The sequence below is a fragment of the Pseudomonas sp. D8002 genome (assembly GCF_013385695.1).
Lineage (GTDB): Bacteria > Pseudomonadota > Gammaproteobacteria > Pseudomonadales > Pseudomonadaceae > Aquipseudomonas.
Genome location: NZ_JACAPM010000038.1, coordinates 16,148 through 40,507, shown reverse-complemented (window position 1 = coordinate 40,507; position 24,360 = coordinate 16,148). Strand labels below are relative to the sequence as shown.

The following is a 24,360-nucleotide window of genomic DNA, read 5'->3' as shown; positions in this document are numbered from 1 at the left end:
TTACTCCTCGGTGGGGGAACGGGTTAGGGCGAGCTCGGCGGCCTCAAGCTTGCTGGCACCGGTGATGGCCTGGCGATACAGCGACTGCAGGCTGCTCATCTGCAGGTTCAGCACCACACGGTTGGTCTCCAGCTGATACAACGCCTGCCGCAGTTCCGGGTGCAGACGCGGCTGAACCACCGCCTCTTGCCACACCTGCACGCCCATGCGCTGAAAGTCTGGGCTGCGCCAGCGCAGGAAATCGGTGCCCGTCGCGCTGTGCTGGACGACCAAACGCAGGTCCAGAAACGAGAAGGGTGGCTGGGCCATGATCGCCAGCATCACCGCCATCAACTCGGCGACCTGGGTGCGCAGGCGCAGGATCGACTCGGCGAACTGCCGCAGCTCCCCCTTACCCTTAAAAGGCTTTAAAAGGCCTTTTAGGGAGCCACCTTGTGCAAACTCGCGATAGGCATCGGCTGACAACCGCCGGGCAATGGCTTCGGCCAGGGTCATGCCTCACCCCCGTCGTTCGGGGTGTCGGCTGTGGGCTGTTCCTCGGCTTCGGCAGGATTAGGGCCTTCGATCTCGGACGGCGCTTTGCTGCGGGCGATCGGTGGGGCGAATTGTGAGCGGCGCGTCCCTTCAAGAATGTCCTGCGGCAGGGTGCCGAACTTGTCGATGGCTTCGCGGGCGCGGGCGTTGTTGGCGGCCATGTCGTCGCGGCTCACCCCGGCCAGGCGGTAGCGCTGCGCCAGGCCGAACAGGCTGCGCAGCAGATGTGCGCCGCCATCGATCCAGGACTCCATGTCGCCCCGGCCGATCAGCGCTGTGTGGTGGGCGAGCAGTACCCGCCGGACGAGGGTGTCGTAGTCGGTGAGCAGGTAGATCGCGAGAAAGCCCAGCTGGCTGCCGATGAACAGCGGCAGGGTGACGGGGTGGATGTTGAGGTTGTCACCGACATCGACTTGCGGGGGCAGGGCCCGTTCCACGCGGCTCATTTGCTGCGTCAGCGTGGCCATGTCCAACCTGGCCTGCAGCAGCTTTTCCTCCAGCTGCAGCATGAACCAGTCCGCGTACGGATCGCCCTGGCTGCTGGAGTGCTTGAGCAGGTTGGTGACGCTGATGTAACCGGGCATGCCCAGGATCGGATGTACCCCGTCGCGGCCGCTGCGCCCTTGCCACAGTCGCGCGGCATGGTGGGTGTGCAGGGTCAGGGTGATGCTGCTGCGCAGGGAGCCCAGGTTGAGTTGGTAGTGATCGACCATCGCCAGTACCTCGCCGTCGGAATGACGCCGACGATGGGCCGATCCTTGGCTGGCGATGCGGATCAACCTGAAGGTGGATTGCTCGCATTTTCCCGAAGGTGGACTTCCCTGGAAACGATGGCATAGGCATTAAATCCACCGAGTTCCAGCCCTATTTAGCCACACTGATCCCTCGGCAACGTTGTTTCAATTCCTCCAGGCAAGAGAGGGCGAGTGGCGACGCAGTGCGCTGACCGCTGCGCTTGGATCGCTCGCGAGGCGGATCTTCCGACGCAGGCTTGGCTGTGCGTGAGGAAGGGGTTGAGGATTTTACTTCCTCGGAACGCGCGGCCCACAGGGTGAACTCGTCCTTGCAGGCGCGCTTGATCAAACCCATCAGGTAGGCGACGGGTTTTCGGATCTCTCCGCGGGCGCAGCGCACCGCCGCTTCGTTGATTACCGCTTGTTGCTGTTCCGGCTCGAGCTGACGCATCGCCTGCGAGGCCATGCGCCGCTCGTTCGTGTTCAGCGGTAAATCCGCAGGCCAGCGCGCTCGACCAAACTCCACCTGCTCCAGTACCGTACTTTTTTTGCTTTGGTCTTTCTGTACTGTACGGCCGGCGTCGGCATTCCGAACCACAGCCGAATCAGGTGCCTTGCCGCAGGGGTCGCAATCGGCGGCCGAGGCGTGAGCATTCCGAACGGGGTGGCGCAGACCAGGTTCGGAATGGTGCGCCTGCGCGCCGTCGTTCATCAGTGGCAGCGTGTGCTGCTGTGCCGGCGGCAGTGCGCCCAGTCGGTCCTTGTCGCCCTGGACAACCTGCGGGTCGGCTTGAATTTCGCTAAGCACATGCTGCGTCACCTCACGCACGCCCTTGGTGGCATGGCTGAGGTTCTGTTGCAGCAACCCCGCGTAGCCGCTGTCCAGCTCCAGCTGCTCGGCCGGTGTCAACGGATCGCCGTGCAGCACGTAGATGCAACCGCGCAGGCAGCCTTGGGCATCGCGCGAGCGGTCGACCAGGCTGAGCCAGCGGGTGGTACGCAGGACGTTCAGTGCGCGGGCGATGGTCTCGCGCGACGCCTGGGTACCACAGGGGCTGGTCGCCAGGTAGGGCTGCAGGTCCTGGTAGCGAGGCGTTTTCACCTGGCGCTCGGTGATCAGCCAGTGCAGCACCTGCCAGGTGTTGCGCTCCAGCGGGGTCAGCCGACGATCGAGTAGCAAGGCCTGCGGCAAGGGATTGTTGTCGCCGTAGTAGATCGTGCGCAGCGCCGGTTCCGCAGCAGTTGCTTGTTGGACCCGGGCAGCCTGACACTCATTTCGGCGTCGAAGGGCGTCGTAGCACTGGCGCACCACGTCCTGCCAGTCGACCTCGTAGAAGCTCAGCATGGTGCGCCTCCGTACTGTTCGACCTGTTGCCAGACCAGCGTCAGGCTGATGTGTTGTTCCTCGGCCAGCATCATCATGGTGTCCAGTGGATCGTTGTCTGGATCTTCCTTCCGCAGTTGGCTCCAGCGGTTCCACACCGCATGCTCCTGGGCTTCACTGAGCTGGACCGGGCGGCCGCGGTGGGTCTCGATTTTCAGCACGCGGCGGCGCAACGCCGTTTCCGAATGGTCCAGGCCGAAGCAGCGGTACATGATGGTCGAGCTCGCGCCAAGCTTGAGCGCCCGGTTGATCAGGCGTTCGTTCTGCTCGTCGCGCTCGGCCTGGATGATCAGGCGGCGCAGCACGGTGATATCGACCTTGACCTCAACCCAGGCAATCGATGAATGCGCCAAGTGGGACAGGGTGGTTGGAGGCAGCGATTGCAGCACCTCGATGTCCTCGTCGGCAAGGCCTAGTGCTTTGCAGCGTTGCAGGCGGCCATGGCGCAGCTCATGCAGCACCTGGTTCAACATCGCATGGTTCAACAGATTGAAAGTCGTACTCATGAGGCGGCTCCTCACTTAACGATTGGACGACAGCGTCAGGTCGATCAACTGCCGGGCGTGGCGGATTAGGCTGAACAGCTGCTCCAGCTGGGTATTGGGTAGTCGTTCAAGGCCCACGGTCAGGGCAGGGCGTTCGAGGAAGGGCAGGTCGTAAGCGCCAATCAGCAGTTGGCCGAACAGTGCGGCCGGCAACTGCTGGCGTTGCTGCCAGGTCACGTCGTCCTGCAGTCGCAGCAGGGCCGAAAGCACTAGCTGAATGCCGGTGTGTCGTGGGCTCAACTGCGGGCCATGTTCGATGGCCAGGGTGAAACCCAAGCCCTCTGCGTGCGGTTTGACCATGGCACTTGCTTCGGCATAGGTTGCTAGGTCAGTCGCCAGGGCGGCGCAACGCTCACGCAATGCATTGATGTCATCCTGTATCGGTGCGCGAGGTGAGGCGGAGCGCGGGGAGGGCTCACCGACCTCAAGGGTGTTTGGCCACCCCGCTGCAAGCGGTTCGTCATCACTCAGCGCTTCGCGGATGTTGGGGAGGCGTGGCGCCTCGGCTGCCGCAGTGTTGTCCGCGCTGTTCATCGGCTCAGGTGCGGGCGATTGATACGCCGATTGTGCTTCGGCTTCGCTGGCAGATGTCTGGGGGAAGGACTCGCGGTGTGAGGCTTGCGGGAGAGGCTGAGGCGTGTCAGAAGGCGGGAGTGAGCGATGCGATTCCTGATGCATTTCCAGCGCTAGGAGGCGGGGTGTCTGCTTCAACTGCACCGCCATCCTGGCGATCAGTTCGTCCTGCAGCTCACCCCAGTTCAGCTCGGGCCTATCACTGTCGAACGCCGACAGCGCTTCGAACCACAACAGCGCAAATTGTTGAACGTCCCCCAAATACTGATTCCAGATCGACTCTGCCCGGCGCCGCAGGTTTATGACTCGGACGATGGTGGGCTTGCCCAGACCGGCATACAACACCTGTGGAATAACCGGAAGCAGATGCTCGAGGGTGTCGAACATACGGCTGATGTGCGACTGCGAAATCGGGTAGCCGCTCTTGCTCAAGCGTGTGGACAGTTCTCGCTGACTGAGAGGGGTATCCGGCGCCTGCAACATGTCCTTGAGTTTCGCCACCGCCAGGGCTCGCTCAATGAACGTAAGCTGACCATGCAGGTCACTTTCGGCCAGGTGCCCGATCAAGGCATGCGACTCGGACAGCCAAGGGCGGAACAGGCAGTGGATGTGAAAGAATCGCTCCTCCCGGGTTTCCTGCCACAGTTCGCCGAGGATGCTTAAACGCGTGTTGCCGCCGTTGCGGATGATGAAGTGCGGCTCACCCGGGCGGCGTGTTATCGCGGGGGGCTGGTCTAGGCCGCGTTCGCGGATCGAGGCTTTGATTTGGTCATACAGCGGGTTGCGGACCACCCGTGGGTTGAGTTCGTACGGGCGCAGTTGTTCGAGGCTGACCACCAGCGGTGTGTCACCGATGGGCATAGGCGTAGTGTCGCGGCCATGATTCTGCGGAAAATGCGCCTGCTGCAATTGACGGGTGATGTCGTTGGAGGAGGGCGGCTTCATCACAGACTCTCCCTTCAGCCACGACGACTGAGCCGGCGGTCGGCTACGAACGATTGGCCCGGCTCCTGTGCGCCCGAGTCGACAAGTCGCTCAGCCCAGTGCGGAAATAATTCGATGGCCAGCGCGCGCATGACCGCCGCACCGCAAGGGCCGCTGCTGCCGGATGGTGGAGTGGGCTCGACGCGGTGAACCGGCAGTCCCAGCGAGGCGGCATTGGGGTAGGCCACACGGTCGGGGATGACCGTGGTGCAGACGCTGACATGGGGATCGGCGTGGAAAGAAGCTTGCAGGCTCTGCATGATCAAGCGCGTGTCACGACGATTGGCGTTGACCTGGTTGAGCAGTAGCTTCACCGATGGTAAAGCGACGCCCAGGTAGCGGTAGAGCTCCAACTCTTCAAACAGCGCCAGCGTGCCACGCCGCAGTTCACGTGCGGCGAGCATTTCTGGGGGGACCGGACACAGCGCACAGTCGGACGCGAGGATAACCATCTCCACGACGACACTGCGCGCGCCTTGGGTATCGATGATCAGCACGTCGTAGAGACTCGAGAAAGCCGGCAGCATATTGCGGAGGCGCAGACGACCGTCGGCGGCGTGCAATAGCAGGGTGCTGATGTGCCCGGCGCGGTCATTGGAGACGATCAGGTCCAGATGCGGGATGACGGTGGCGGAAATCACCTGTTCAGGTGCCGTGAGTCGTTGCGCGATAAACTCGTAGCCACCAGCCTCACGGGATTCACGCAACGCGTAGTAGCTGGACAGCGTCGGTTGGCTGTCCAGATCCAGCAACAGGACACGAAGGCCCGCATCGGCGAGCATACCGCCCAGGTTGGCGGCGATAGTGGTTTTGCCCGCGCCGCCCTTGGTTGAGATCAGCGAGAGGACGTCCATGACGCTACTCCCTGGCCGACAGTCGATCATGCACCCACTGCTCGATTTCCAGCGAGTCCCAACCGACGGCGCGAGCACCTATGCGCCGGCATTGTGGGAACAGCCCGGCTTTCATCAGGTTGTAGATGTGCGAACGCTTGAAGCCGGTTCTTTGCTCCACCTCGTTGCGGCGCATGATGTGGCGGTCGGCAGGCAGCGGGGCAGGGCTGATCGGTTGCATGATGTCACTCCTTAGCACCATGTGGTGCGCAGTGGGATGTGACAGTCAGTGAAGTTCGACGCGGAAGAAAAAACATTGTCAGGCAATGCCGAGCATTGCCTGACAATGCGATTTCAGCCCCGCCCTACCTGGGCAAAATACCGGCGCGCGTGGGCAAATCTCCGATCAATGGTGCTTTTGCTCAAGCTCGGCAACCCCGGGAAACGGCGCAAAATCTCTTGGACCAGATCGCTCTGGGACTTGTAGATCGACTGCTGGCGGCCGTCCTTCGATTTGCCTACCGTCACTGCCAGCATGGCGCCCACGAGCATGTTGTGCGTGCTTTCGGAGGCCTCGGAGGGAATGCCCTGGGCCTCAAGTCGCGTTGTCAGCTCGCTATTACATGAGGTGAGCGTTGCCAGCTCTTCAGCCCTTGCTGCAAGCTCGTCGCGCAGCTTGTCGATCGTGCGCTGGGCAGCAGAGACTTCTGCTTCCTGTACCAGATGAGCATTAAGGCTGACACAGTTCAAATGGTTGAGATTCTGCGGGAATAGGAACGCAGGCTTTTCACCGGGGTAGTTGCGAGCGAACCAGACCAGCAAATCGGCACGCCGAATAGTCCAGTACTCTCGATGTACCTGGTTGTCCAACGTAATTGGGCGGCCCAAGCACGTCGCTGGCAGCTCACCACTGACAATGGCGTCGTAGATACATTCCGCGTAAATGTGCAGAAACGGCCACTGGGGAAAATGCTTGAGCAGGCTGCCTGGGTGGGAAAGATCGACCCGCAGGATTTCTTCCTCGTGGTCGGCAAGGCCACACCATAGAATGGCTGCGTCGATAGGATGATAAGAGCTTCTGATCGAGATCATGGCACACAGCCTCCTGCTGCGTTCTTCCTGAAATCGCTGGCGAGGGCGGTGCATGTGTCCAGCGAGCGATCTAACACGGGATAATTTCGACAACATGAACGTGACAGTTCTCGAAAACATTTGTTCAGCGACGAAGGAGCAGAAGCGACAAGCTGTGCAGGAATACGTGGGTATCTGCGGCGGTGATCGCCCATGCAAAGCACTAGCCATTGGCATGGAACTTCGGCAGCGTCCGCAGATAGCGCGGACGCTCGGCCCGTTGGCCAGGTGGTAAGCTCCAGCAGACTCATCAGATAGGTGCCGCGATGGCTGGCAACCGCGCCCTTGGGGTCGCCGGTGGTGGCGGAGATATAGTAGAGGGCAATCGGTTGCCCTTCGCTTGCAAGCAAGCGTTCATAGTCGGTCTCGCCAATCGCCGGCTCGATGGGCGCGAGATGGTCGTTGATATCGATCACTGTCAAGGGATATCAGAGCCGCTCCATTGCCGCCGCCGCGGGGTTGGCAAACTCGCGATCGACCAGCAGCAGTTTGCATTCGCCGTGACGTAGGATGAACGCAACACCTTTGACATTTAGTCGATAGTTGACGCCGTTGATCACCCCCCCCGCAGTGTTACCCCATATGGCGCAAGCAACTTACAGTGAATTGCGATAGCCGCCAGCCGGCGTTGGTAGGGCGGAGCGTAACAGTCAGAACACTGTTACGTTCCGTTTTCAAGTGCAGATTGTCAACCGATGGACGTAGTGGCAGTGAGCAGGGCATGGGCTGGAGGTCAAAACCTGTGCTCCGGTCCCGGTAAAGCCCCACGCTCGACGTGTGCGGCAAAAGCCCGGGCTGCATCGGCGAGCGCTCAACGCATCGGTGGAATGCTTGACGAACTACGGCATAAGACCGCAATTCAAACCCACCATGCATTAAATGACAAGTACTTAACCTTCACTCCCGTTGCCCGGATTCAGGCCGCTGACGCAGAATTTTAACTGTCCACCGAGCGGCGGAGGGCTCAATGGCGACCGTTTCGCCGACATGGTCGTGTATTGGCAAGGAATGGACAGCAAAGTTGCGGCCTGATCGGCTTGGTCAGTACTTAGTGCACGTGGTTGAACACGGGTAGCCCGTAAAGCTTGAAAGCTTCGCAGGGGCTGATGGCGACGTGCTGCAGACGGTCTTGTATTAACTGACCATGGAGGGATGAGGCGTGGAGATGATGGGACTGACCGGCCGTCAGCCCAACAATCTGAGGTATCGATTATGAGCGGCGGAGTTAAGGGGCGGCGCTTGGGGGCACCTAGCCTTGTAGGTGCGGCCGTCGCTGTCGGCCGCTATAGGCCTCAGGCGGGGTGTGAGGTGGGCACCAGCAACTCGCCGAGGCGGTTATTACGTGCCATGCGCTCGCCTACCGGTTCGCTGTTGTTCAGCAGCGAAAGGCTTATCTGGTAGGCATAGATCAGGTAGGCACGGTCGCTGGCGTCCTGCGGGTCGACGCCGGCCTGCAGTAGCAGACCTTTGATGTAGCTGAGGCGATAGCGATCGACTTCGTCGATGGACTGGCGGGCGTGCTCGTCACGGCGCGCCCAGGCTCGGATGGCTAGCTCGATGGCAGCGGCTTCTATGGCGGTCTGGCCGTGCAGGGGTAGTTCCATCAGGCGCTGAAGTTGTTGCTGTGGCGTGGCCTTGGCATCGCTCAAGTGGAGGATGACGTCTTCCGTGGCACGTGTGCGCCAGTCTCCAAGGATGCCTTCGAGCAGCTCGTTACGGCTCTTGAAATGATAGTAGAAGCTGCCGCGAGTGATGTTCAGTTCCTTGGCCAGCATGTCGACTCGGACGGCATCGACGCCGCCCTTGACCAGTACCTGCTGGGCGGCATGGATCCAATCTTCTCGGGTCAGATTGGGGCGTACAGACATTGTTGGGGGCCTTGTACTGAGGGTTAAAAAGGTTCGGCCGTGTATGGCTGACGGTCGGCTACGAGGTTGGGATTCTAACTCATGTTTCCCCCCTGGGCATGGTATGCATGTCGCGAGCCCGCAATTGTCACCATTTCTCATCCAGCATTCATTGCTGCATCTCAGCTTCCTGAAGGTCTCCAGCACCCTACGATGGATGGATCAGCGAATCTTCTATGCGTAAACGCCATCAAGGTACATAAATGTATGTTTTTATTTTGGTGGGGTGACGGTTGGTAAGCAGTGGTGTATTCCGCATTTTTAGGGCTTTCCGCTGCATTGGCCTTCTCATTTGGCTATGGGAGCGTACATTGGTGTATTGAAGAGTGTTGACGACGTTGGCTTGCTTCTCTAACATACACATACACATCTGTATTCTGATGGGACAAGAGTCGTGGAGGCATGATGGAAGATATCGGCAAGAGCTTGGTTGCGGCAGGTCATAAGACCAATTATCACGAGGCTGGCCAGGGTGAGGCGCTGTTTCTGCTGCATGGCTCGGGCCCTGGGGTTTCTGGCTGGAGTAACTGGGCGAAGAGCATGCCGGCTTTCTCCGACAAGTGGCGGGTGATCGTTCCGGATATCGCCGGTTTTGGCTTTACTGAGCTCAAGAATGACATCAAATATGATATCAAACTATGGGTATCCCATCTGGTCGGCATCATGGACGCGCTCGATATCGATAAGGCGTCTTTCGTCGGCAATTCCTTCGGCGGTGCTCTGGCCATCGGTCTGGCGGTGTTTGCGCCGGAGCGGGTCAAGCGCCTGGTGCTGCTTGGAACGCCTGCTGGCGAATTTGTGCAGACCGCTGGCCTGCGTGGTGCTTGGGAATATGAGCCGTCGCTGGACAACATGCGTGAGCTGATGGCGCTTTTTCCCTATGAGCAGGACTTGATCACGCCCGAGCTGGTTCAGAGTCGCTACGAAGCCTCAGCCCGTCCTGGTGCCCAAGCTGCGCTGCGCAAGCTGATCCCGCAGCCGAACCCGGATGGCGAAACCATCGTCAAGGGCTTCCCGGCCGCCGCGCTCGCCAAGATTACCGCGCCGACCCTGGTGGTACATGGCCGCGAAGACCGTGTGGTGCCGCCCCAATGCGGGTTGCTGATCGCCAACAGTGTGCCGGATGCCGACCTGCATCTGTTCGGCCGTTGCGGCCACTGGGTGCAGGCCGAGCAGCCGCGCCGCTTTGTCGCCTTGGTGCGCGACTTTCTTTCGGAGTGATGCGCCATGAGTCGCAATACGTTGGAGCGTGTGCTCTGGCAGTTGTCCACCGAGCGCGCGGCGAAGGACAAGTTTCGTGAAGATCCTCGCCATTTTCTGTCTCGCTTCGCCTTGAGTGAAGAGGAAGTAGAAATGGTTGCCGGTTTTGATGTTGCCGCCCTTCAGCGCATTGGGGTCAATCCTATGCTGACCATGGGTTTCTGGCAGGAATTGTCGCCCACTCCAAGCATGAAGCAGTACAAAGCTCTGCTCGGGGCGACCGATGAAAACAGCGCGGGTTTCTCCGCGGCCTTGAAGGGGTAGAGTCATGGGCAAGATCGTTGGCGGTTTCTGGGTGCCGCATGACCCAGTGATGTTCGTTGCCCCTGAGGCGCCGACGCAGGCGCAACGTGACGTGATCTGGGATGCTTACCGGCAGTGTGGTGAGCGCCTGGCCGAGTTGGACGCCACTTCTGTGATCATCGTCGGTTGCGACCATTACATCCTCTTCGGCACCCACTGCCTGCCGCGCTACCTGATCGGTACAGGCGACGTCGACGGACCGATTGACCGCCTACCAGGGTTGCCGCGCCGAGTGGTGAAGAATCAGGAGCAACTGGCCAATCACATTGTCGCGCAGGGTGAGAAGCAGAACATCGACTGGACGGTGGCGCGCAGCTTCACCATGGATCACTCCTTCGCCATCCCGCACCAACTGATCGTCCAGGTCGCCGAACAGCATCTGGGCCGTGAGCTGCCGAGCATCCCGGTGTATCTGGCCTGCGGCGTCGACCCTTACATTAGTCTCCGTCGCGCCGCCGACCTTGGCCGCCAAATCCGTGCAGCCGTCGAGAGCTTCGCCGCAGACGAGCGCGTGGTGGTGATCGGCAGTGGCGGCATCAGCCACCGCGTCGGCACCCACGACATGGGCCGGGTCAGCGAAGACTTCGACCACGAAGTGCTGAGCCTGGGCATCAAGGGTGATCTTGAGGCGCTGTGCGCCTATCGCGACGAGGATATTCTCGAGCGTGGTGGCAATGGCGCAATGGAAATCCGCAACTTCGCCCTGGCCATGGCGGCCGTGCCCAACGCTCGTGGTGAAGTGATCGCCTACGAGCCGGTGCCAGCCTGGGTGACCGGCCTCGGTTTTCTTCAGTTGTATCCCCAGGAGATGACCCGATGAGCCAGATATTCCTTTGTAAACGCGATGAGCTCGAACCGGGCACCTTGAAGAAGGTTGCCGGTGGCGAGGCGGGTGACATCTGCGTGTACAACCTCGATGGCAAGTTCTATGCCACCGCCGATATGTGTACTCATGCCACAGCCTCGCTGGCCGAAGGTGACCTGGAAGGTGACCTGATCACCTGCCCGGTGCACTGGGGACAGTTTCACATTCCCAGCGGCCAAGCGGTGACTTTCCCTTGCGAGAGAGCGGTGCGTACCTACCGCATCATCACCACCGACAAGGAGGTATTCGCCGATACCTCGGCCGAGTCGGAAGAGGCCGAGCTGGCCGCCGCCAGCCCGATCTGAACCAACCACCCAACAAGAAAAAGACCGTGTGAGCGCCATGAATGAGATCATCAAACTCCGGCCGATCGAAAGCAGCGAACCGCTGAAGAACCTCGACCGTATCTGCGACATGGAGTCGGGTCGGATGTCCGGCAAAATCTTCTGGGACAAGGAAATCTACGAGCAGGAGCTGGAGAAGGTCTTCGCTCGTTGCTGGTTGTTCGTTGCCCATGAGTCGCAGCTACCCAAAGCCGGTGACTACCTGACCACCACCATGGGTGAGGACGAGGTTCTAGTAGTGCGGCAGAAGGATGCTTCGATCCGCGTCATGCTTAATGCCTGCCCGCACCGTGGTAACAAGGTGTGCTTCGCCGAAGCGGGCCACGCGCGTGGTTTCATCTGTAACTACCACGGCTGGTCATTCGGTGCCGATGGTGGCCGGCTAATGGGTATGCACGAATCCAAGTGCTACGAGGAAAGCGGCTTCGACAAGTCCCAGCACGGCCTGCGCCAGGCGCGTGTGGCCAGTTACAAGGGCTTAGTGTTCGCCACCTTCGCGGCAGATGCGCCGACACTGGAAGAATACCTCGGACCGATGACCTGGTACCTGGATGTGATGCTCGACATGGACGAGGGCGGCAGCGAGTTTTTCGGCGGTTGCATCCGCTCGACCATCGAATGTAACTGGAAGATCGCAGCCGAGAACTTCGTCGGTGACATCCTCCACGGCGGCTGGACGCACGACTCGGCGGCCAAGGCCATGCTCGGCGGGCCGGTGACCAATGTCGGCGAGCTGCCGGAATCCTACTCGGTGAACTGGAACGGCCATGGCTACGAGTTTGCCACCGATGTAGTGGGCAACGCCGCAACCCTCGGCGAGCGCGAAATCAACAAATACCTGCATACCCTGCGGCCGAAGGTGGCCGAGCGTTTGGGCGAGTTCCGCTCCAAGCTGATTGGTGCGATTTCTTCGTTCACCGTGTTCCCCAACTTCTCCTTCCTTCCGGGACAAAACACTGTGCGCGTCTGGCAGCCACGTGGGCCGGATAAGATCGACCTTTACACTTGGGTGATCGTCAACAAGAACGCCCCGCAGGAGATCAAGGACAAGTGGCGCCGTGGCGCGATGATGACCTTCTCGCCCACCGGCGTGTTCGAGATGGACGACGGCGAGAACTGGGAGTACTGCACCAAAACTAGCCGCGGCATGGTCACTCGCTACCAGGACTTGTACGTTGGACTCGGCATGCACACGCGCATCGACGGCAGCGAGCTGCCCGGCAACGTTTTCCGTGGCCAACTCAACGAATGCAACGCCCGCGCCTTTTATCAGCGCTGGAAAGATCTGCTGCAGTCGCCGACCTGGGCGGATGTGCCGGATCGCAACGGCAAGATGCGCTGAGGAGAACGCCATGACTGATATCGATCGTGAACTGCCGGTGCCGTTCGAACAGGCCCGTGAAGTCGAGGCCTTCCTCCTGCGTGAAGCCCGTTTGCTCGATGACGAACGTTGGGATGACTGGCTGGCGGGTCTGTCCGAGGCCATCCACTACTGGATGCCTGGCATCGAGAACCGCCGTCGCGAGGACCGCTCCGGGCCCTATAAGCTTGAGCACATGGCCTTTTTCGACGACGGTCTGCGCGAGCTGCAGCGTCGCGTGGCGCGCTTCAAACAGCCGTCGGCCTGGGCCGAGAACCCGCCGACGCGCAACGTACACCTAGTTACCAATGTCGAGGTCCTCGCCGGGGCCAAAGCAAACGAATATATCGTCCACTCGTGCTTCATCAACGTGCGTAGCCGTGGCCTTGACGAGCAGCACCAGATCACCGGGCGGCGCGAGGACATTATCCGCCGCGAGGCAGATGGACTGAAGCTGCTTAAGCGCAAGATCCTCATCCCCAATGCAATGTTGCTGTGCAAGAACATTAACACCTTTCTCTGAAGGAGCGCCTCATGGGTTGGTTAGAAGGACAGGTGGCGCTGGTGACCGGCGGCACTGGCGGAATCGGCAGCGCCATCGTGCGCCGCTATGTGCAGGAAGGGGCGCGGGTCGGCGTGATGGCGCGCAACCGCGAGCAGCTCGATGCACTGCAGGCTGAGCTGGGTGATGCCTTGGTGGTGATCCAGGGCGACGTTTCCAGCCTCGCCGACAACCAGCGCGCGGTGGCGCAGACGCTGGAGGCTTTCGGCAAGCTGGATACGTTCGTCGGCAACGCGGCGGTATTCGATTACTTCACTCGTCTCGACCGTATCGCCCCGGAGGAGCTGGAGCAGGCCTTCCAGCGCCTGTTCGCGATCAACGTGCAGGGGTATCTACTCGGCGCGCGATGCGCCACCGATGCTCTGCGCGAGACACGCGGCAGTATGATTTTCACCCTGTCCAACAGCGCCTTCTACGCCGGCGGCGGCGGAATTCTCTACGTCACCGCTAAGCACGCGCTGGTTGGCATGATCCGCCAACTGGCCTACGAGCTGGCGCCTGACATTCGCGTCAACGGCGTCGCACCTGGCGCTACCAATACGCCGATGAAAAGCCTAGAGGGCCTGAACAAGCGAAGCCAGCCACTCAATGCCATTCCTGGTTTCGAGGAAGCTGCCGCGCGTGCGGTGCCCCTGCAGCGCATTGCCGAGCCGGAGGATCACACCGGCCATTACGTGCTGCTGGCCTCGCGAGAGAATTCGTCGTTGACCACCGCGCACATCATCCATAGCGATGGTGGCTGGGAAGTCCGCAGCGCGGGTGGTCGTTAGGCAGAGAAACCGACAACGAAGTACCGCAATAAGCGTTACTGATAACAAACATAAGATGAGTCATTGCCGATGAGTGCGCATACCCCTTCCCAGCACAAGGTGCTGGAGCTGTTCGCTGCGCTGCCCGTGCCTGTGCTGGCGGCGCCGATGTTCCTAGTCTCCGGTCCGCAGCTGCTTAGCGCCTGCTGTCATGCCGGCATTATCGGCAGCATGCCGGCGCCCAATGCCCGTACGGTGGAAATCCTCGAACAGTGGCTGCAGCAGATCACCGCCGAGCGCGAGCAGGTCCAGGCGGCAGGTACCACGCTGGCGCCATGGATGCTCAACATGATTGTGCACAGCACCTACGACCGGTTCGCCGCCGAGCTGGAACTGGTGAAGCGCTTCCAGCCACCGATCGTCTCCACCGCCCTCGGCAGCCCAAAGCGGGTACTTGAAGACGTGCACGCCTATGGTGGTGTGGTGATGGCCGACGTGATTACCCCGGCGATGGCGCGCAAGGCCGCCGATGCTGGCGTTGATGCGCTGATTCTGGTGTGCAACGGCGCTGGTGGCCACACTGGTACCAACAACCCGTTCGCCTTCGTCGAGGAAGTACGTAGTTTCTGGGACGGCCCGCTGGGCATCGCCGGAGCCATTTCCAATGGCCGCGATGTGCACGCCGCGCAGGTGCTGGGCTATGACTTCGCCGTGGTGGGTACCCGTCTGATCGCCACGCACGAAAGCCTGGTCGATGACGACTACCGGCAGATGCTTGTCGACTGCCGCATGGATGACGTGGTGCTGAGCAAGGCCGTCAGTGGCGTGCTCGCCAACTGGATGCGCCCCTCGATGGAGAAGGCTGGCATCGATGCCAGCGCCGAAGGCAAAGCCAGCGTCGACTTCTCCGGCAATATCGCCAGCGCCAACAAGGCCTGGAAGCACGTCTGGTCGGCTGGCCAGGGCGTGGGCCAGATCACTCGTCCGTCCAGCGTCGCCGAACTCGTCAGCGAGCTGGTCGATGGTTATCGCGTCAGCCTCGACCGCCCGCTGGGCCAAAACCGTCGTTGAACAGGAGTGCACCGATCATGAGCCATACCCATCTGCAATCCGCCGCCGCCGCACTTGCCCAGGCGCGCCAGAGCCGACAACCCTGCGGTCGGGTGTCCGAGCTTTTCGACATTGCCAGCCTGCAGGATGCCTATGACGTGCAGGCCATCAACACCCGCGCAGCGCTGGACGTCGGTCGTCGCCTCAGCGGCTGCAAGATAGGGCTCACCTCGCTGGCTGTGCAGCAGCAACTGGGTGTCGACCAACCAGACTTCGGCATGCTGTTCGCCGATATGGAATACCGCCATGGCCAGGATGTGCCTACCGCACGGCTGATCCAGCCGAAGGCCGAAGGTGAGATCGCCTTCGTCCTCGGCCGCGATCTGCCGAATGCCGACACGACCTTGGGCGAGCTGATCAGCTCCGTCGATTACCTGCTTCCGGCGCTGGAGATCGTCGACTCGGCCATCGAGGACTGGAAGATCACCCTGGTCGACACCGTCGCCGACAATGCCTCCTCGGGCCTCTACGTGCTCGGCGATCAGCCGGTGAAGCTAGACGGCCTCGATCTGACCCTCGAAGGCATGCTGCTGGAGAAGAACGGTGTGCAGGCTTCGGTCGGTCTCGGTGCGGCCTGCCTGGGCAACCCGCTGAATGCCTGCCTGTGGCTGGCGCGCACCATGGCCGAACTCGGCCAGCCGCTGCGTGCCGGCGATGTGCTGCTGTCCGGTGCGCTGGGACCGATGACCCCGGTGGTAGCCGGCGACAGCCTGCGTCTGCGTTTGACCCGACTGGGCGAGGTGAGCTGCCGGTTCATCTGAATCACCGTTGCGTGCAGGGCCTCTAAGCCGGCCCAAACAGATCAGTGCTTTACAAAAACAACCGTAGGAGCGGCCCCGTGCCGACTCACGAGGCACCTGGATATGACCGATTCCCCGAACCTTGCGGCACGGCTGGCCCCTGCCGAGGTAATTTTCGAACCGCGCGACAATGGCGAATTCGTCCTGCGCTCGCCGCAACCCCTGCAACCCTATGCGCGTTGCATCGGCGAATGGCTGGAACGCTGGGCATGCGAGCGCCCCGATCAGGTCTATCTGGCCGAGCGGCACAATGGCGGTTGGCACCGCATGACCTACCGTGAGGTGCGCCAGCGCGTCGGCAGCCTAGCCCAGGGCCTGCTCGACCTGGACATTCCTGCGGGTCGCCCGGTGCTCAACCTGTCCGACATCGACGTCGATCAGGCGCTGCTTAGCCTAGCTGCCTTGCACGTCGGCATTCCCGTGGCTACCACCTCGGTGGCTTATGCGCGCCATACCGGCGATGGCTGCAGCAAGCTCAAGGCGATCATCGAGGTACTCGACCCGGCCGTGATTTTCGTGAGCGATAGTGATGCCTACTACCGTGCGCTGGAGCTGATCAGGCCCGACTGCCTTGTGGTGGCCGCACGCAATGCCCAGGAATATCCGGGTGCCTGGCCGCTGGCGCAGCTTTATAAGACCGAGACGCCGGCGGTGATGCAAGCTTTCGCGCGAGTTACTGGCGACACCCCGGCGCGCTACCTGATGACCTCGGGTTCGACCGGGACGCCCAAGGCGGTGGTCAACAGCCACGGCATGCTCTGCGCCAACCAGCAGGCCATCGCCCAGTGCTGGCCGTTCCTCGAACAGGTGCCGGTGGTGGTGCTGGATTGGCTGCCGTGGAGCCACGTGTTCGGCGCCAACCACAACTTCAATCTGGTGCTGCGCAACGGCGGCAGCCTGTATATCGACGATGGCCGTCCCGTGCCTGGCCTGATCGAACGCAGCATCGAGAACATAAAGCTGGTCAAGCCGACCCTGTACTTTAACGTGCCGCGTGGCTATGACGTGTTGCTGCCTTATCTGGAGCGCGACGAGGAACTGGCCCAGGCGCTGTTTGGCCGCCTGGAGCTGCTGCTCTACGCGGCGGCCTCGCTGCCCGTCAGCACCTGGGATCGGCTGGTCGCCTGTGCGCGCAAGGTCCGCAGCGAGCGGTTGTTCTTCGCCAGCGAGTGGGGTTCCACGGAAACTACGCCGGTGCTGACCAGCGTGCATTACCTGATCGACCGCCCCGGTACCATCGGTTTGCCGGTGCCGGGAACGGAGATCAAGTTCGTGCCATCCGGCGGTAAGCATGAGATGCGTGTACGTGGCCCCTCGGTGTTTCGTGAATACCTGGGCGCGCCGCAAAAGACCGCCGAGGCTTTCGATGCCGAAGGCTTCTATTGCATCGGCGATGCCGGACGCCTGGTCGATCCCGAACGGCCCGAGCTAGGCATCCAGTTTGATGGCCGGGTCACCGAGGACTTTAAGCTCAGTAGCGGCACCTGGGTCTCTGTCGGCACCCTACGGCCCAAGCTGGTCAGCGCTCTGGCGCCCTATGCAACAGACTGTGTGATCTGCGGCCATGACCAGGAAATGATCGGTGCGCTGATCTATCCCAGCCCAGCGCTTCGCGAGCTGGCCGGTACCGTCGGGGCGACGCTGAGCGCCGATGAACTGGCGCTGCTGCCTGAAGTGCGCCTGGCCTTGTACGCCGGACTGCAGGCACTGGCCAAGCAATACCCCGCTTCGTCGCAGCACGCCTTCCGCGCGTTGATCCTTGATACGCCACCAAGCCCGGACGCCGGCGAAATCACCGACAAGGGTTATATCAATCAGCGCATGGCTCTGAGCCTGCGCGCCGAGCAGGTCAAGCGGCTTTACGCCGAGACCCTCGACCCCGCCGTAATTCTGCTCGCCGAAGCCTATGGAGAATCCGCATGAGCAAGAAATTGAAAGTCGCTATCGTCGGCTCGGGCAACATTGGTACCGACTTGATGATCAAGGTGCTGCGCAACGCGCAGTATCTGGAAATGGGTGTTATGGTCGGTATCGATCCAGCGTCCGACGGTCTGGCCCGAGCATCACGAATGGGCGTGGCCACTACCCATGAAGGCGTCGAGGGTCTGACCCGCCTACCGATCTTCAACGAGATCGACTTCGTCTTCGATGCTACATCTGCATACGCGCACGTGAAGAACGACGCATTTCTGCGGGGCCACAAGCCCGGTATTCGCCTGATCGATCTGACCCCGGCCGCGATAGGTCCCTATTGCGTGCCGGTGGTCAACCTAGAGCAGAACCTCGGACAGCTCAACGTCAATATGGTCACCTGCGGTGGCCAGGCCACTATCCCCATGGTGGCGGCTGTCTCGCGTGTTGCTAAGGTGCACTATGCCGAGATCATCGCCTCGATCGCCAGCAAATCCGCCGGCCCAGGCACTCGCGCCAATATCGACGAGTTCACCGAGACCACTTCCAAGGCAATCGAGGTGATCGGCGGGGCTGCCAAGGGCAAGGCGATCATTATCATGAACCCAGCGGAGCCGCCCTTGATGATGCGCGACACCGTGTTCGTGCTAAGTGAAGCCGCCGATCAGTCCAGGATCGCCGCTAGCATCGAGGACATGGCCGCCGCCGTGCAGGCCTATGTCCCGGGCTACCGTCTCAAGCAAAGGGTGCAGTTCGACATCATCCCTGAGTCAGCACCACTGAACATCCCTGGCCACGGTCGCTTCAGCGGCCTGAAGACCTCGATCTTCCTCGAGGTTGAAGGCGCCGCCCATTACCTGCCGGCCTACGCCGGCAATCTCGACATTATGACCTCCGCCGCGCTGGCCACCGCCGAGCGTATGGCCCTGTCGATGCTCAACGGTTGAGGACACTGATATGAACGGCAAGAAACTTTTTATCTCCGACGTCACCCTGCGTGATGGTAGCCACGCCATACGCCACCAGTACTCGATCCAGAACGTGCAGGACATCGCCCGCGCGCTGGACAAGGCCAGGGTCGACTCCATCGAAGTGACCCATGGCGACGGCCTTCAGGGGTCCAGCTTCAATTACGGCTTCGGCGCGCACAGCGACCTTGAGTGGATCGAAGCGGCCGCCGATGTCATCGAGCACGCGCGCATCGCTGTGCTGCTGTTGCCGGGAATCGGCACGGTGCATGATCTCAAGGCCGCCTATGATGCCGGTGCACGCACCGTGCGTGTGGCCACCCACTGCACCGAGGCCGATGTGTCCAAGCAACACATCGAATACGCCCGCAGCTTGGGGATGGATACCGTGGGCTTCTTGATGATGAGCCACATGATTCCGGCCGAGGAACTAGCGCGTCAGGGCAAGCTGATGGAGAGCTACGGCGCGCAGTGCATCTACATGGCCGACTCCGGCGGCGCAATGAACATGAACGACATCCGTGACCGTATGCGCGCGTTCAAGGCCACGCTGAATCCCGAGACCCAGACTGGCATGCACGCCCACCACAACCTCAGCCTCGGCGTGGCCAACTCTATCGTCGCGGTGGAAGAGGGCTGTGACCGTGTCGATGCCAGCCTGGCCGGCATGGGCGCCGGCGCCGGCAACGCCCCGCTGGAGGTGTTCATCGCCGCTGCCGAGCGCATGGGCTGGAATCACGGCACCCACCTCTACAATCTGATGAACGCCGCCGACGACTTGGTGCGGCCGCTTCAGGATCGCCCGGTACGGGTCGACCGCGAAACTCTCGGCCTGGGCTATGCCGGCGTCTACTCCAGCTTCCTGCGTCATGCCGAGGTGGCGGCCGAGAAGTACGGACTGAAGACTCTCGACATCCTCGTCGAGCTGGGCAAACGGCGCATGGTTGGTGGCCAGGAAGACATGATCGTCGACGTGGCGCTGGATCTGCTCGCTGCCCGCCAGAAATTCTGAGTTGATGGTGATGTCGATCTGGTTCGGGGGCGAGCTCGCCTTGGAGTATTGCAACCGGCGTAGTGACCGTAGCCTCAACGGCAATCTTGGTATCGGTCTGTTGGTGGCAGGCGCGGACGACCTCAAGGGCAGCATGCCGTTGGGCGAGCACACCGCCAATTCGGCCGGTGTGTTGCATGGCGGCGCCTCCATCGCCTTCACCGAGTCCCTGGCCTCCTGGGTTGGCGCTTTCGTTCTGGACAGCGCTACTTATTACTGTGCTCGGTTGGATACCAACGGTAATCATGCGCCAGGCCGTGGTCGGAAGGATTGTCTGTGGCACGGTCAAGCCCGCCTCGCCCGGGCGCAAGATTCAAATCAGGAAAGTGCGTATCGACAACGAAAAGTGCGCTCTGGCCTGCCTTTCGCGCGTGACCATGGCGGTGCCGCAAGGCGCCAAGTGATACTGAGGACAGGCTCATGACTTATGCAGTGAAGATTCAACCTTCAGGCCAGAGCTTCGAGCTGGCGGAGGAACTGACTATCCTCGATGGCGCCTTGGCAGATGGGTTGATGCTCAAGCACAGCTGCCGTGAGGGCACCTGCGGCAGTTGTAAGGGCCGGTTGGTATCCGGGACAGTCGATCATGGAGACAGCCCTATGGATGTGCTCAGTGAGCAGGAGCGTGCTGAGGGGCTGGCACTATTCTGCTGCGCACGGGCCAAGTCCGACCTGATCATCGACGCACCGGAAGTTACCGAACTGCGCGGGATAAGTATCCAGCAGACGGCCGGAAGGGTAATGACGTTGGAGAAGGTCAGCCACGATGTGATGGTGCTGCGCGTGGCGTTGCCGCCAGGCACTACCTTCCGTTATCTCCCGGGGCAGTACCTGCAATTCCTGCTCAAGGATGGCTCACGACGCAGTTACTCGATGGCCACATCTGCGCTGCGCGGCAATCAGCTGGAACTGCATATTCGCCATATGCCGGGCGGAGTGTTCAGCGGCTTCGTCTTCACTGGCCTGCAGCCCAAGGCGATGCTGCGCATGGAAGGCCCATTCGGCTCCTTCTTCCTGCGTGACACTGCTGCGCCGATGATCTTCCTAGCCAGTGGCACCGGCTTCGCGCCGATCCAGGCGCTGCTCGAGCAACTGCGCGAGCAGGGCAATACGCGCCCCGTCTACCTTTACTGGGGGGGGCGCCGACGTGAGGATCTGTACCGCCACGAGCAACTGCTGCGATGGACCGCCGAACTGCCCTGGCTCAGTTACACCCCGGTGTTGTCCGATGCCAGCGAGGCGTGTGACTGGCAGGGTGCGACGGGCTTCGTCCATCAGCAGGTACTCAGGGATTTCCGCTCCCTGCGTGAGTTCGAGGTATATGCCTGCGGCGCGCCTATCGTGGTCGACTCGGCACGACGTGACTACGTCGAGCAGCTCGGCTTGCTGGCGGACAACTTCTTCGCCGATGCCTTCGTTTAGCCCTCTTACAGGAGAAGCGTACATGAACGACAGTGCTTGCGTGATGGTGCAGCGCCTGGATTACCGAGGCAATGATGGTGTGCCACTGGTGGCGTATTTGGCCCTGCCAGCAGGCACTAAACCTACTCCGGCCGTGCTGGTGGCGCACGAGTGGTGGGGCAATAACGATTATCCGCGCAACCGCGCCCGTCAATTGGCCAAGCAGGGCTATGCGGCATTGGCACTCGACATGTATGGAAATGGTTAAACAACCACTTCGCCCGATGAAGCGCGCACTTGGATGCACTGGCCGATTCTGAGCGGCTGCGTATGCGCTTCGAGGCCGGTCTGGAGCTGCTACGCCGTCAGCCGCAGGTCAGCGATCAGCAGGTCGCGGCTATAGGTTACTGCTTTGGCGGTCGGGTGGTACTCGATATGGCACGTCAAGGGCTCGACCTGATCGGGGTGGCCAGCTTCCATGGCCTGCTCGGTACCGACACTCCGGCGATCCCCGGCATGGTTAAGGCGGTGATTCTGGTTGCCCATGGCGACGCCGACGAGCTGGTGAGCGAGAGTGATTTGTCGCGCTTCGAAGTCGAGATGTATGAGGCTGGCGTGCGCTACAGCCTCAAGCGCTACTCGGGCGCGCTGCACTCCTACAGCAATCCGGCTTCTCCCAACTACCGCAAGGTCGCCGACCAGCGTTCCTGGGCGGATCTGATGGAGTTTCTGCGACAGCTATTTGACCAAGATAGATCTAAAAGAGGGCTGTCAGCCAGCAGCTGAAAAAAGCTTATGGATGCCGCAGGAATGCGGCAGCCTTCAACTTGCCCTAACAACAATTGAGGCATACACCGATAGTGCCCGGGTTGCGACACATGCGTACTAGCACGCGCATCCTGCTTTTGATCCTCAGTGTAGTGGTGTTCATTGTCTGCCTGAGCCTTTGGTTAGGCTCTGTGTTGCAGCGTAACCTGCTGGAAGAGAAGATCTCAGGTATTTGCACCCCGTTGGATACCGCATCCGACCTGTTGGCCCACTACGACAAGCAGGTGTTCGCTGGTCACCTTAGCCTCGAGGAGGCTCAGCGCCAAGCTGCTGAAGTTGTCAGCACCATCCGCTATCTGGGTGACAATTACCTGCTGATCCTCGACCTCGACTACCTGATGGTCATGCATCCGACCGCGCCAGCGCAGGTCGGTAAGCAGGTCGAAGGTTTCGAGGACGTCAACGGCAAACTGTTCGCCCGGCTGCCAATCCGCACCATCATCCACCGCTCAACGACACGGTCTCGGCGCTTTCCCGCGCGACGCGCGAGCAGACCGATCTGACCATGCTCCTACCCCTCGATGGCAACGACGAGCTGACCCAGGTGGCGTATAGCTTCAACCGTTTGGTCGACGCCGCTCAACAAGTGATCAGCAGCATGGAGCTGGCCAGCCAGTCGATCTCACGCGCCGGCGACGACCTTGACCACCAGCGCTTTCTGAGTGCAACACACTGATTGCAGCATGAGCGATGTCGAGCATTGCGGTGACAACACTGTCTGTGAAGGTTTCTTAGGTCAGCTCAAACGGGAGTGCGTCGGCCATCTGTCGTATCGAATCCATGATGAAGCATCAGCGTATCTACTCGACTGCATCGAGCGTTTTCATAACCTACGAATGCGTAATAGAGTTTCCCGGAAATATGAAGTTTTCAGCCTTTTTCAAACCGTCCTTGGGAATGGGCTGGAGCCATTAAAATGAGAGCAATAATTTGGAGTTACAGAATGAATTTCTTACACATTATTGTTGCTCTAGCGTCGCTTATGGAAGCGGCGCAGGCGGACATAAGGGTAGGGCTCTCTATCTCCTCCTCTGGCCCTGCGGCATCTTTAGGTATTCCTGGGCGTTATACAGTCAGACTATTCCCAAAAGAGATAGCTGGAATAAAAGTTGATTACATGGTTATTGATGATGGCAGCATTCCAGGTCGGGCAAAAGATAATTTTGAAAGCTTAGTCGATGAGCATAACGTCGATGTCTTGATCGGAGGTTCAATTATTCCCACCGCTATCCCTATCTCTGAAGTTGCGAAATCAAAATCAACTCCATTCATCATCCTTTCGCCTCTGGTTTCTCAGGGGGCAACCTAGGGCTGGGTCTTTACCATCCCGCAAACTAATGAGTTGATGGCACAAGCCTTGATCAAGTATATGCAGGTTCATGGCGTCTTATCACTGGGCATTATAGGGTGACAATATTTAGGGCGATGAGTGGTTTGGAGTTTTGAGTCGCTTTGCTGGCAGTACGGGAATCAGAACTATCTCTGATGAGCGATACGATCCCAGCGATGCTTCGGTATCAGTATAGGCGCAACAAGCCCTGGCCTCCAGTCCCGACGCCATTTTCATTGCTGCCGGAGGAGCCTCCGCGACAGTTCCTCATACAGAGTTGAAGCGACTCGGATACAAAGGGCAGATCGACCACACGCACGCGGCAGCTAATCAGGCATTTTTGCGTATGGGAGGAAAGGCGCTGGATGGCGCCGTTCTGCCTGTCGGACCTGTCTTGGTGTGGGATCAGCTCCCTGAGAGTCATCCCTCAAAGCGAAAAGCGCGCGACTTCTCAAAAGCCTATGAGCGGGGGATGGGCCCGGACAGCGTTTCTGTATTCGGGACATATTTATATGACGCTATGCAGCTCATAGCCGCCTCGACTCCAAACGCCCTGAGCAGTGCCCGCCCAGGAAGCGTTGAGTTCCGAAAAGCGCTGCGTGCGGCCCTGGAGAGCAGTGGGCGTGTGGTTGGTGCTCATGGCATCTACGAGTTTTCGCCAGAAAGTCATGTCAGCAGCGAAGAGCACATCGAGAGCTGGTAAGGGCCGTGGATCAGAAGTGGGTTCTGATTGATTCTGACGGCTGAGCGGTGCCGTGTTTGACAGTGCAGTAGCGAAGCTTCTGATCCTGAGGCCTGGCTGGCGGTGGAGCGTATGAGCTGGCATACAGTATTGCATTTTGTCGGATTCTTGCTTGGCGCCAAAAAACTCAATGAATTCTGTTGACAGAACG

At 60.5% G+C, this 24,360-nt stretch carries 28 protein-coding genes and 1 pseudogene; 19 read left to right on the top strand and 10 right to left on the bottom strand.

Features of this window, described 5'->3' with window-relative positions; all coding sequences use genetic code 11:
- The 10 genes from HX807_RS22790 to HX807_RS22745 all read right to left on the bottom strand — a co-directional run bounded on the left by HX807_RS22790 (position 1) and on the right by HX807_RS22745 (position 8,586).
- Positions 1-495 (bottom strand): DUF3158 family protein, encoded by a 495-nt coding sequence (locus HX807_RS22790; protein WP_177051172.1) that lies wholly within the window; start codon positions 493-495, stop codon positions 1-3.
- Positions 492-1,247, bottom strand: a complete 756-nt coding sequence (locus HX807_RS22785; protein WP_177051170.1) for a PFL_4669 family integrating conjugative element protein — start codon at positions 1,245-1,247, stop codon at positions 492-494. Before HX807_RS22785 ends, HX807_RS22790 begins: the two co-directional genes overlap by 4 nt.
- A 151-nt stretch (positions 1,248-1,398) precedes the next feature.
- On the bottom strand, positions 1,399-2,613 hold the full coding sequence (locus HX807_RS22780; RefSeq protein WP_177051168.1) for an STY4528 family pathogenicity island replication protein: 1,215 nt from the start codon (positions 2,611-2,613) through the stop codon (positions 1,399-1,401).
- Entirely contained in the window at positions 2,607-3,158 is a 552-nt protein-coding gene (locus tag HX807_RS22775; RefSeq protein ID WP_177051166.1) for a DUF2857 domain-containing protein, read from the bottom strand. The genes HX807_RS22780 and HX807_RS22775 overlap by 7 nt, the downstream gene beginning before the upstream one ends.
- A gap of 15 nt (positions 3,159-3,173) precedes the next feature.
- The gene (locus tag HX807_RS22770) at positions 3,174-4,715 is read right to left on the bottom strand and encodes a ParB family protein (RefSeq protein WP_177051164.1); all 1,542 of its coding nucleotides are present in this window, start codon (positions 4,713-4,715) and stop codon (positions 3,174-3,176) included.
- Positions 4,716-4,729: 14 nt separating this feature from the next.
- A complete protein-coding gene (locus HX807_RS22765; protein WP_177051162.1) occupies positions 4,730-5,608 on the bottom strand; it encodes a ParA family protein in 879 nt (292 codons plus the stop codon).
- Between the two features lie 4 nt (positions 5,609-5,612).
- Positions 5,613-5,828 (bottom strand): AlpA family transcriptional regulator, encoded by a 216-nt coding sequence (locus HX807_RS22760; RefSeq protein ID WP_177051160.1) that lies wholly within the window; start codon positions 5,826-5,828, stop codon positions 5,613-5,615.
- Between the two features lie 113 nt (positions 5,829-5,941).
- Positions 5,942-6,679, bottom strand: coding sequence for a hypothetical protein (locus HX807_RS22755; RefSeq protein WP_177051158.1), 738 nt, complete (start codon positions 6,677-6,679; stop codon positions 5,942-5,944).
- Complete coding sequence (locus HX807_RS22750; protein WP_177051156.1) at positions 6,676-7,140, bottom strand: hypothetical protein; 465 nt, start codon at positions 7,138-7,140, stop codon at positions 6,676-6,678. Before HX807_RS22750 ends, HX807_RS22755 begins: the two co-directional genes overlap by 4 nt.
- Positions 7,141-8,010: 870 nt before the next feature.
- Positions 8,011-8,586, bottom strand: coding sequence for a TetR/AcrR family transcriptional regulator (locus tag HX807_RS22745; protein ID WP_177051154.1), 576 nt, complete (start codon positions 8,584-8,586; stop codon positions 8,011-8,013).
- A gap of 441 nt (positions 8,587-9,027) precedes the next feature.
- On the opposite strand from HX807_RS22745, the gene HX807_RS22740 reads away from it, so the two are divergent.
- From HX807_RS22740 to HX807_RS32020, 19 genes and pseudogenes are all read left to right on the top strand, one after another.
- Positions 9,028-9,846, top strand: a complete 819-nt coding sequence (locus HX807_RS22740) for an alpha/beta fold hydrolase (protein WP_256346969.1) — start codon at positions 9,028-9,030, stop codon at positions 9,844-9,846.
- 6 nt (positions 9,847-9,852) lie between these two features.
- Complete coding sequence (locus HX807_RS22735; RefSeq protein ID WP_177051152.1) at positions 9,853-10,149, top strand: extradiol ring-cleavage dioxygenase; 297 nt, start codon at positions 9,853-9,855, stop codon at positions 10,147-10,149.
- Positions 10,150-10,153: 4 nt separating this feature from the next.
- On the top strand, positions 10,154-11,008 hold the full coding sequence (locus HX807_RS22730) for a protocatechuate 3,4-dioxygenase (RefSeq protein WP_177051150.1): 855 nt from the start codon (positions 10,154-10,156) through the stop codon (positions 11,006-11,008).
- Entirely contained in the window at positions 11,005-11,358 is a 354-nt protein-coding gene (locus HX807_RS22725; RefSeq protein ID WP_177051147.1) for a non-heme iron oxygenase ferredoxin subunit, read from the top strand. Before HX807_RS22730 ends, HX807_RS22725 begins: the two co-directional genes overlap by 4 nt.
- A 37-nt stretch (positions 11,359-11,395) precedes the next feature.
- A complete protein-coding gene (locus tag HX807_RS22720) occupies positions 11,396-12,739 on the top strand; it encodes an SRPBCC family protein (RefSeq protein WP_177051145.1) in 1,344 nt (447 codons plus the stop codon).
- A 10-nt stretch (positions 12,740-12,749) separates the two neighbouring features.
- Entirely contained in the window at positions 12,750-13,280 is a 531-nt protein-coding gene (locus HX807_RS22715) for a 3-phenylpropionate/cinnamic acid dioxygenase subunit beta (RefSeq protein ID WP_177051143.1), read from the top strand.
- Between the two features lie 11 nt (positions 13,281-13,291).
- Positions 13,292-14,089 carry a 3-(cis-5,6-dihydroxycyclohexa-1,3-dien-1-yl)propanoate dehydrogenase gene (hcaB, locus tag HX807_RS22710; RefSeq protein WP_177051141.1) on the top strand — a complete coding sequence of 266 codons (798 nt, stop codon included), beginning with the start codon at positions 13,292-13,294 and terminating at the stop codon, positions 14,087-14,089.
- Positions 14,090-14,158: 69 nt separating this feature from the next.
- Positions 14,159-15,139, top strand: a complete 981-nt coding sequence (locus HX807_RS22705; RefSeq protein WP_177051139.1) for a nitronate monooxygenase family protein — start codon at positions 14,159-14,161, stop codon at positions 15,137-15,139.
- 17 nt (positions 15,140-15,156) lie between these two features.
- Positions 15,157-15,939, top strand: coding sequence for a 2-keto-4-pentenoate hydratase (locus HX807_RS22700; protein WP_177051136.1), 783 nt, complete (start codon positions 15,157-15,159; stop codon positions 15,937-15,939).
- A gap of 102 nt (positions 15,940-16,041) precedes the next feature.
- Positions 16,042-17,901, top strand: a complete 1,860-nt coding sequence (locus HX807_RS22695) for a feruloyl-CoA synthase (RefSeq protein WP_177051128.1) — start codon at positions 16,042-16,044, stop codon at positions 17,899-17,901.
- On the top strand, positions 17,898-18,836 hold the full coding sequence (locus HX807_RS22690; RefSeq protein ID WP_177051126.1) for an acetaldehyde dehydrogenase (acetylating): 939 nt from the start codon (positions 17,898-17,900) through the stop codon (positions 18,834-18,836). Before HX807_RS22695 ends, HX807_RS22690 begins: the two co-directional genes overlap by 4 nt.
- 10 nt (positions 18,837-18,846) lie before the next feature.
- The gene (dmpG, locus tag HX807_RS22685; RefSeq protein WP_177051124.1) at positions 18,847-19,869 is read left to right on the top strand and encodes a 4-hydroxy-2-oxovalerate aldolase; all 1,023 of its coding nucleotides are present in this window, start codon (positions 18,847-18,849) and stop codon (positions 19,867-19,869) included.
- Positions 19,870-19,879: 10 nt separating this feature from the next.
- A complete protein-coding gene (locus tag HX807_RS31540) occupies positions 19,880-20,332 on the top strand; it encodes a hypothetical protein (protein WP_218174102.1) in 453 nt (150 codons plus the stop codon).
- Entirely contained in the window at positions 20,329-21,330 is a 1,002-nt protein-coding gene (locus HX807_RS22680) for a CDP-6-deoxy-delta-3,4-glucoseen reductase (protein WP_177051122.1), read from the top strand. The genes HX807_RS31540 and HX807_RS22680 overlap by 4 nt, the downstream gene beginning before the upstream one ends.
- Positions 21,317-22,095: pseudogene (locus tag HX807_RS32025) on the top strand (dienelactone hydrolase family protein). Before HX807_RS22680 ends, HX807_RS32025 begins: the two are co-directional and overlap by 14 nt.
- 92 nt (positions 22,096-22,187) lie before the next feature.
- Positions 22,188-22,640 carry a cache domain-containing protein gene (locus HX807_RS22670; RefSeq protein ID WP_256346965.1) on the top strand — a complete coding sequence of 151 codons (453 nt, stop codon included), beginning with the start codon at positions 22,188-22,190 and terminating at the stop codon, positions 22,638-22,640.
- 2 nt (positions 22,641-22,642) lie between these two features.
- A complete protein-coding gene (locus tag HX807_RS31760) occupies positions 22,643-22,813 on the top strand; it encodes a hypothetical protein (protein WP_256346964.1) in 171 nt (56 codons plus the stop codon).
- A gap of 267 nt (positions 22,814-23,080) precedes the next feature.
- Positions 23,081-23,446 carry an ABC transporter substrate-binding protein gene (locus HX807_RS22665; protein ID WP_177051121.1) on the top strand — a complete coding sequence of 122 codons (366 nt, stop codon included), beginning with the start codon at positions 23,081-23,083 and terminating at the stop codon, positions 23,444-23,446.
- 229 nt (positions 23,447-23,675) lie between these two features.
- Positions 23,676-24,170 carry an ABC transporter substrate-binding protein gene (locus tag HX807_RS32020; RefSeq protein ID WP_177051276.1) on the top strand — a complete coding sequence of 165 codons (495 nt, stop codon included), beginning with the start codon at positions 23,676-23,678 and terminating at the stop codon, positions 24,168-24,170.
- The last annotated feature ends 190 nt before the right edge of the window (positions 24,171-24,360 follow it).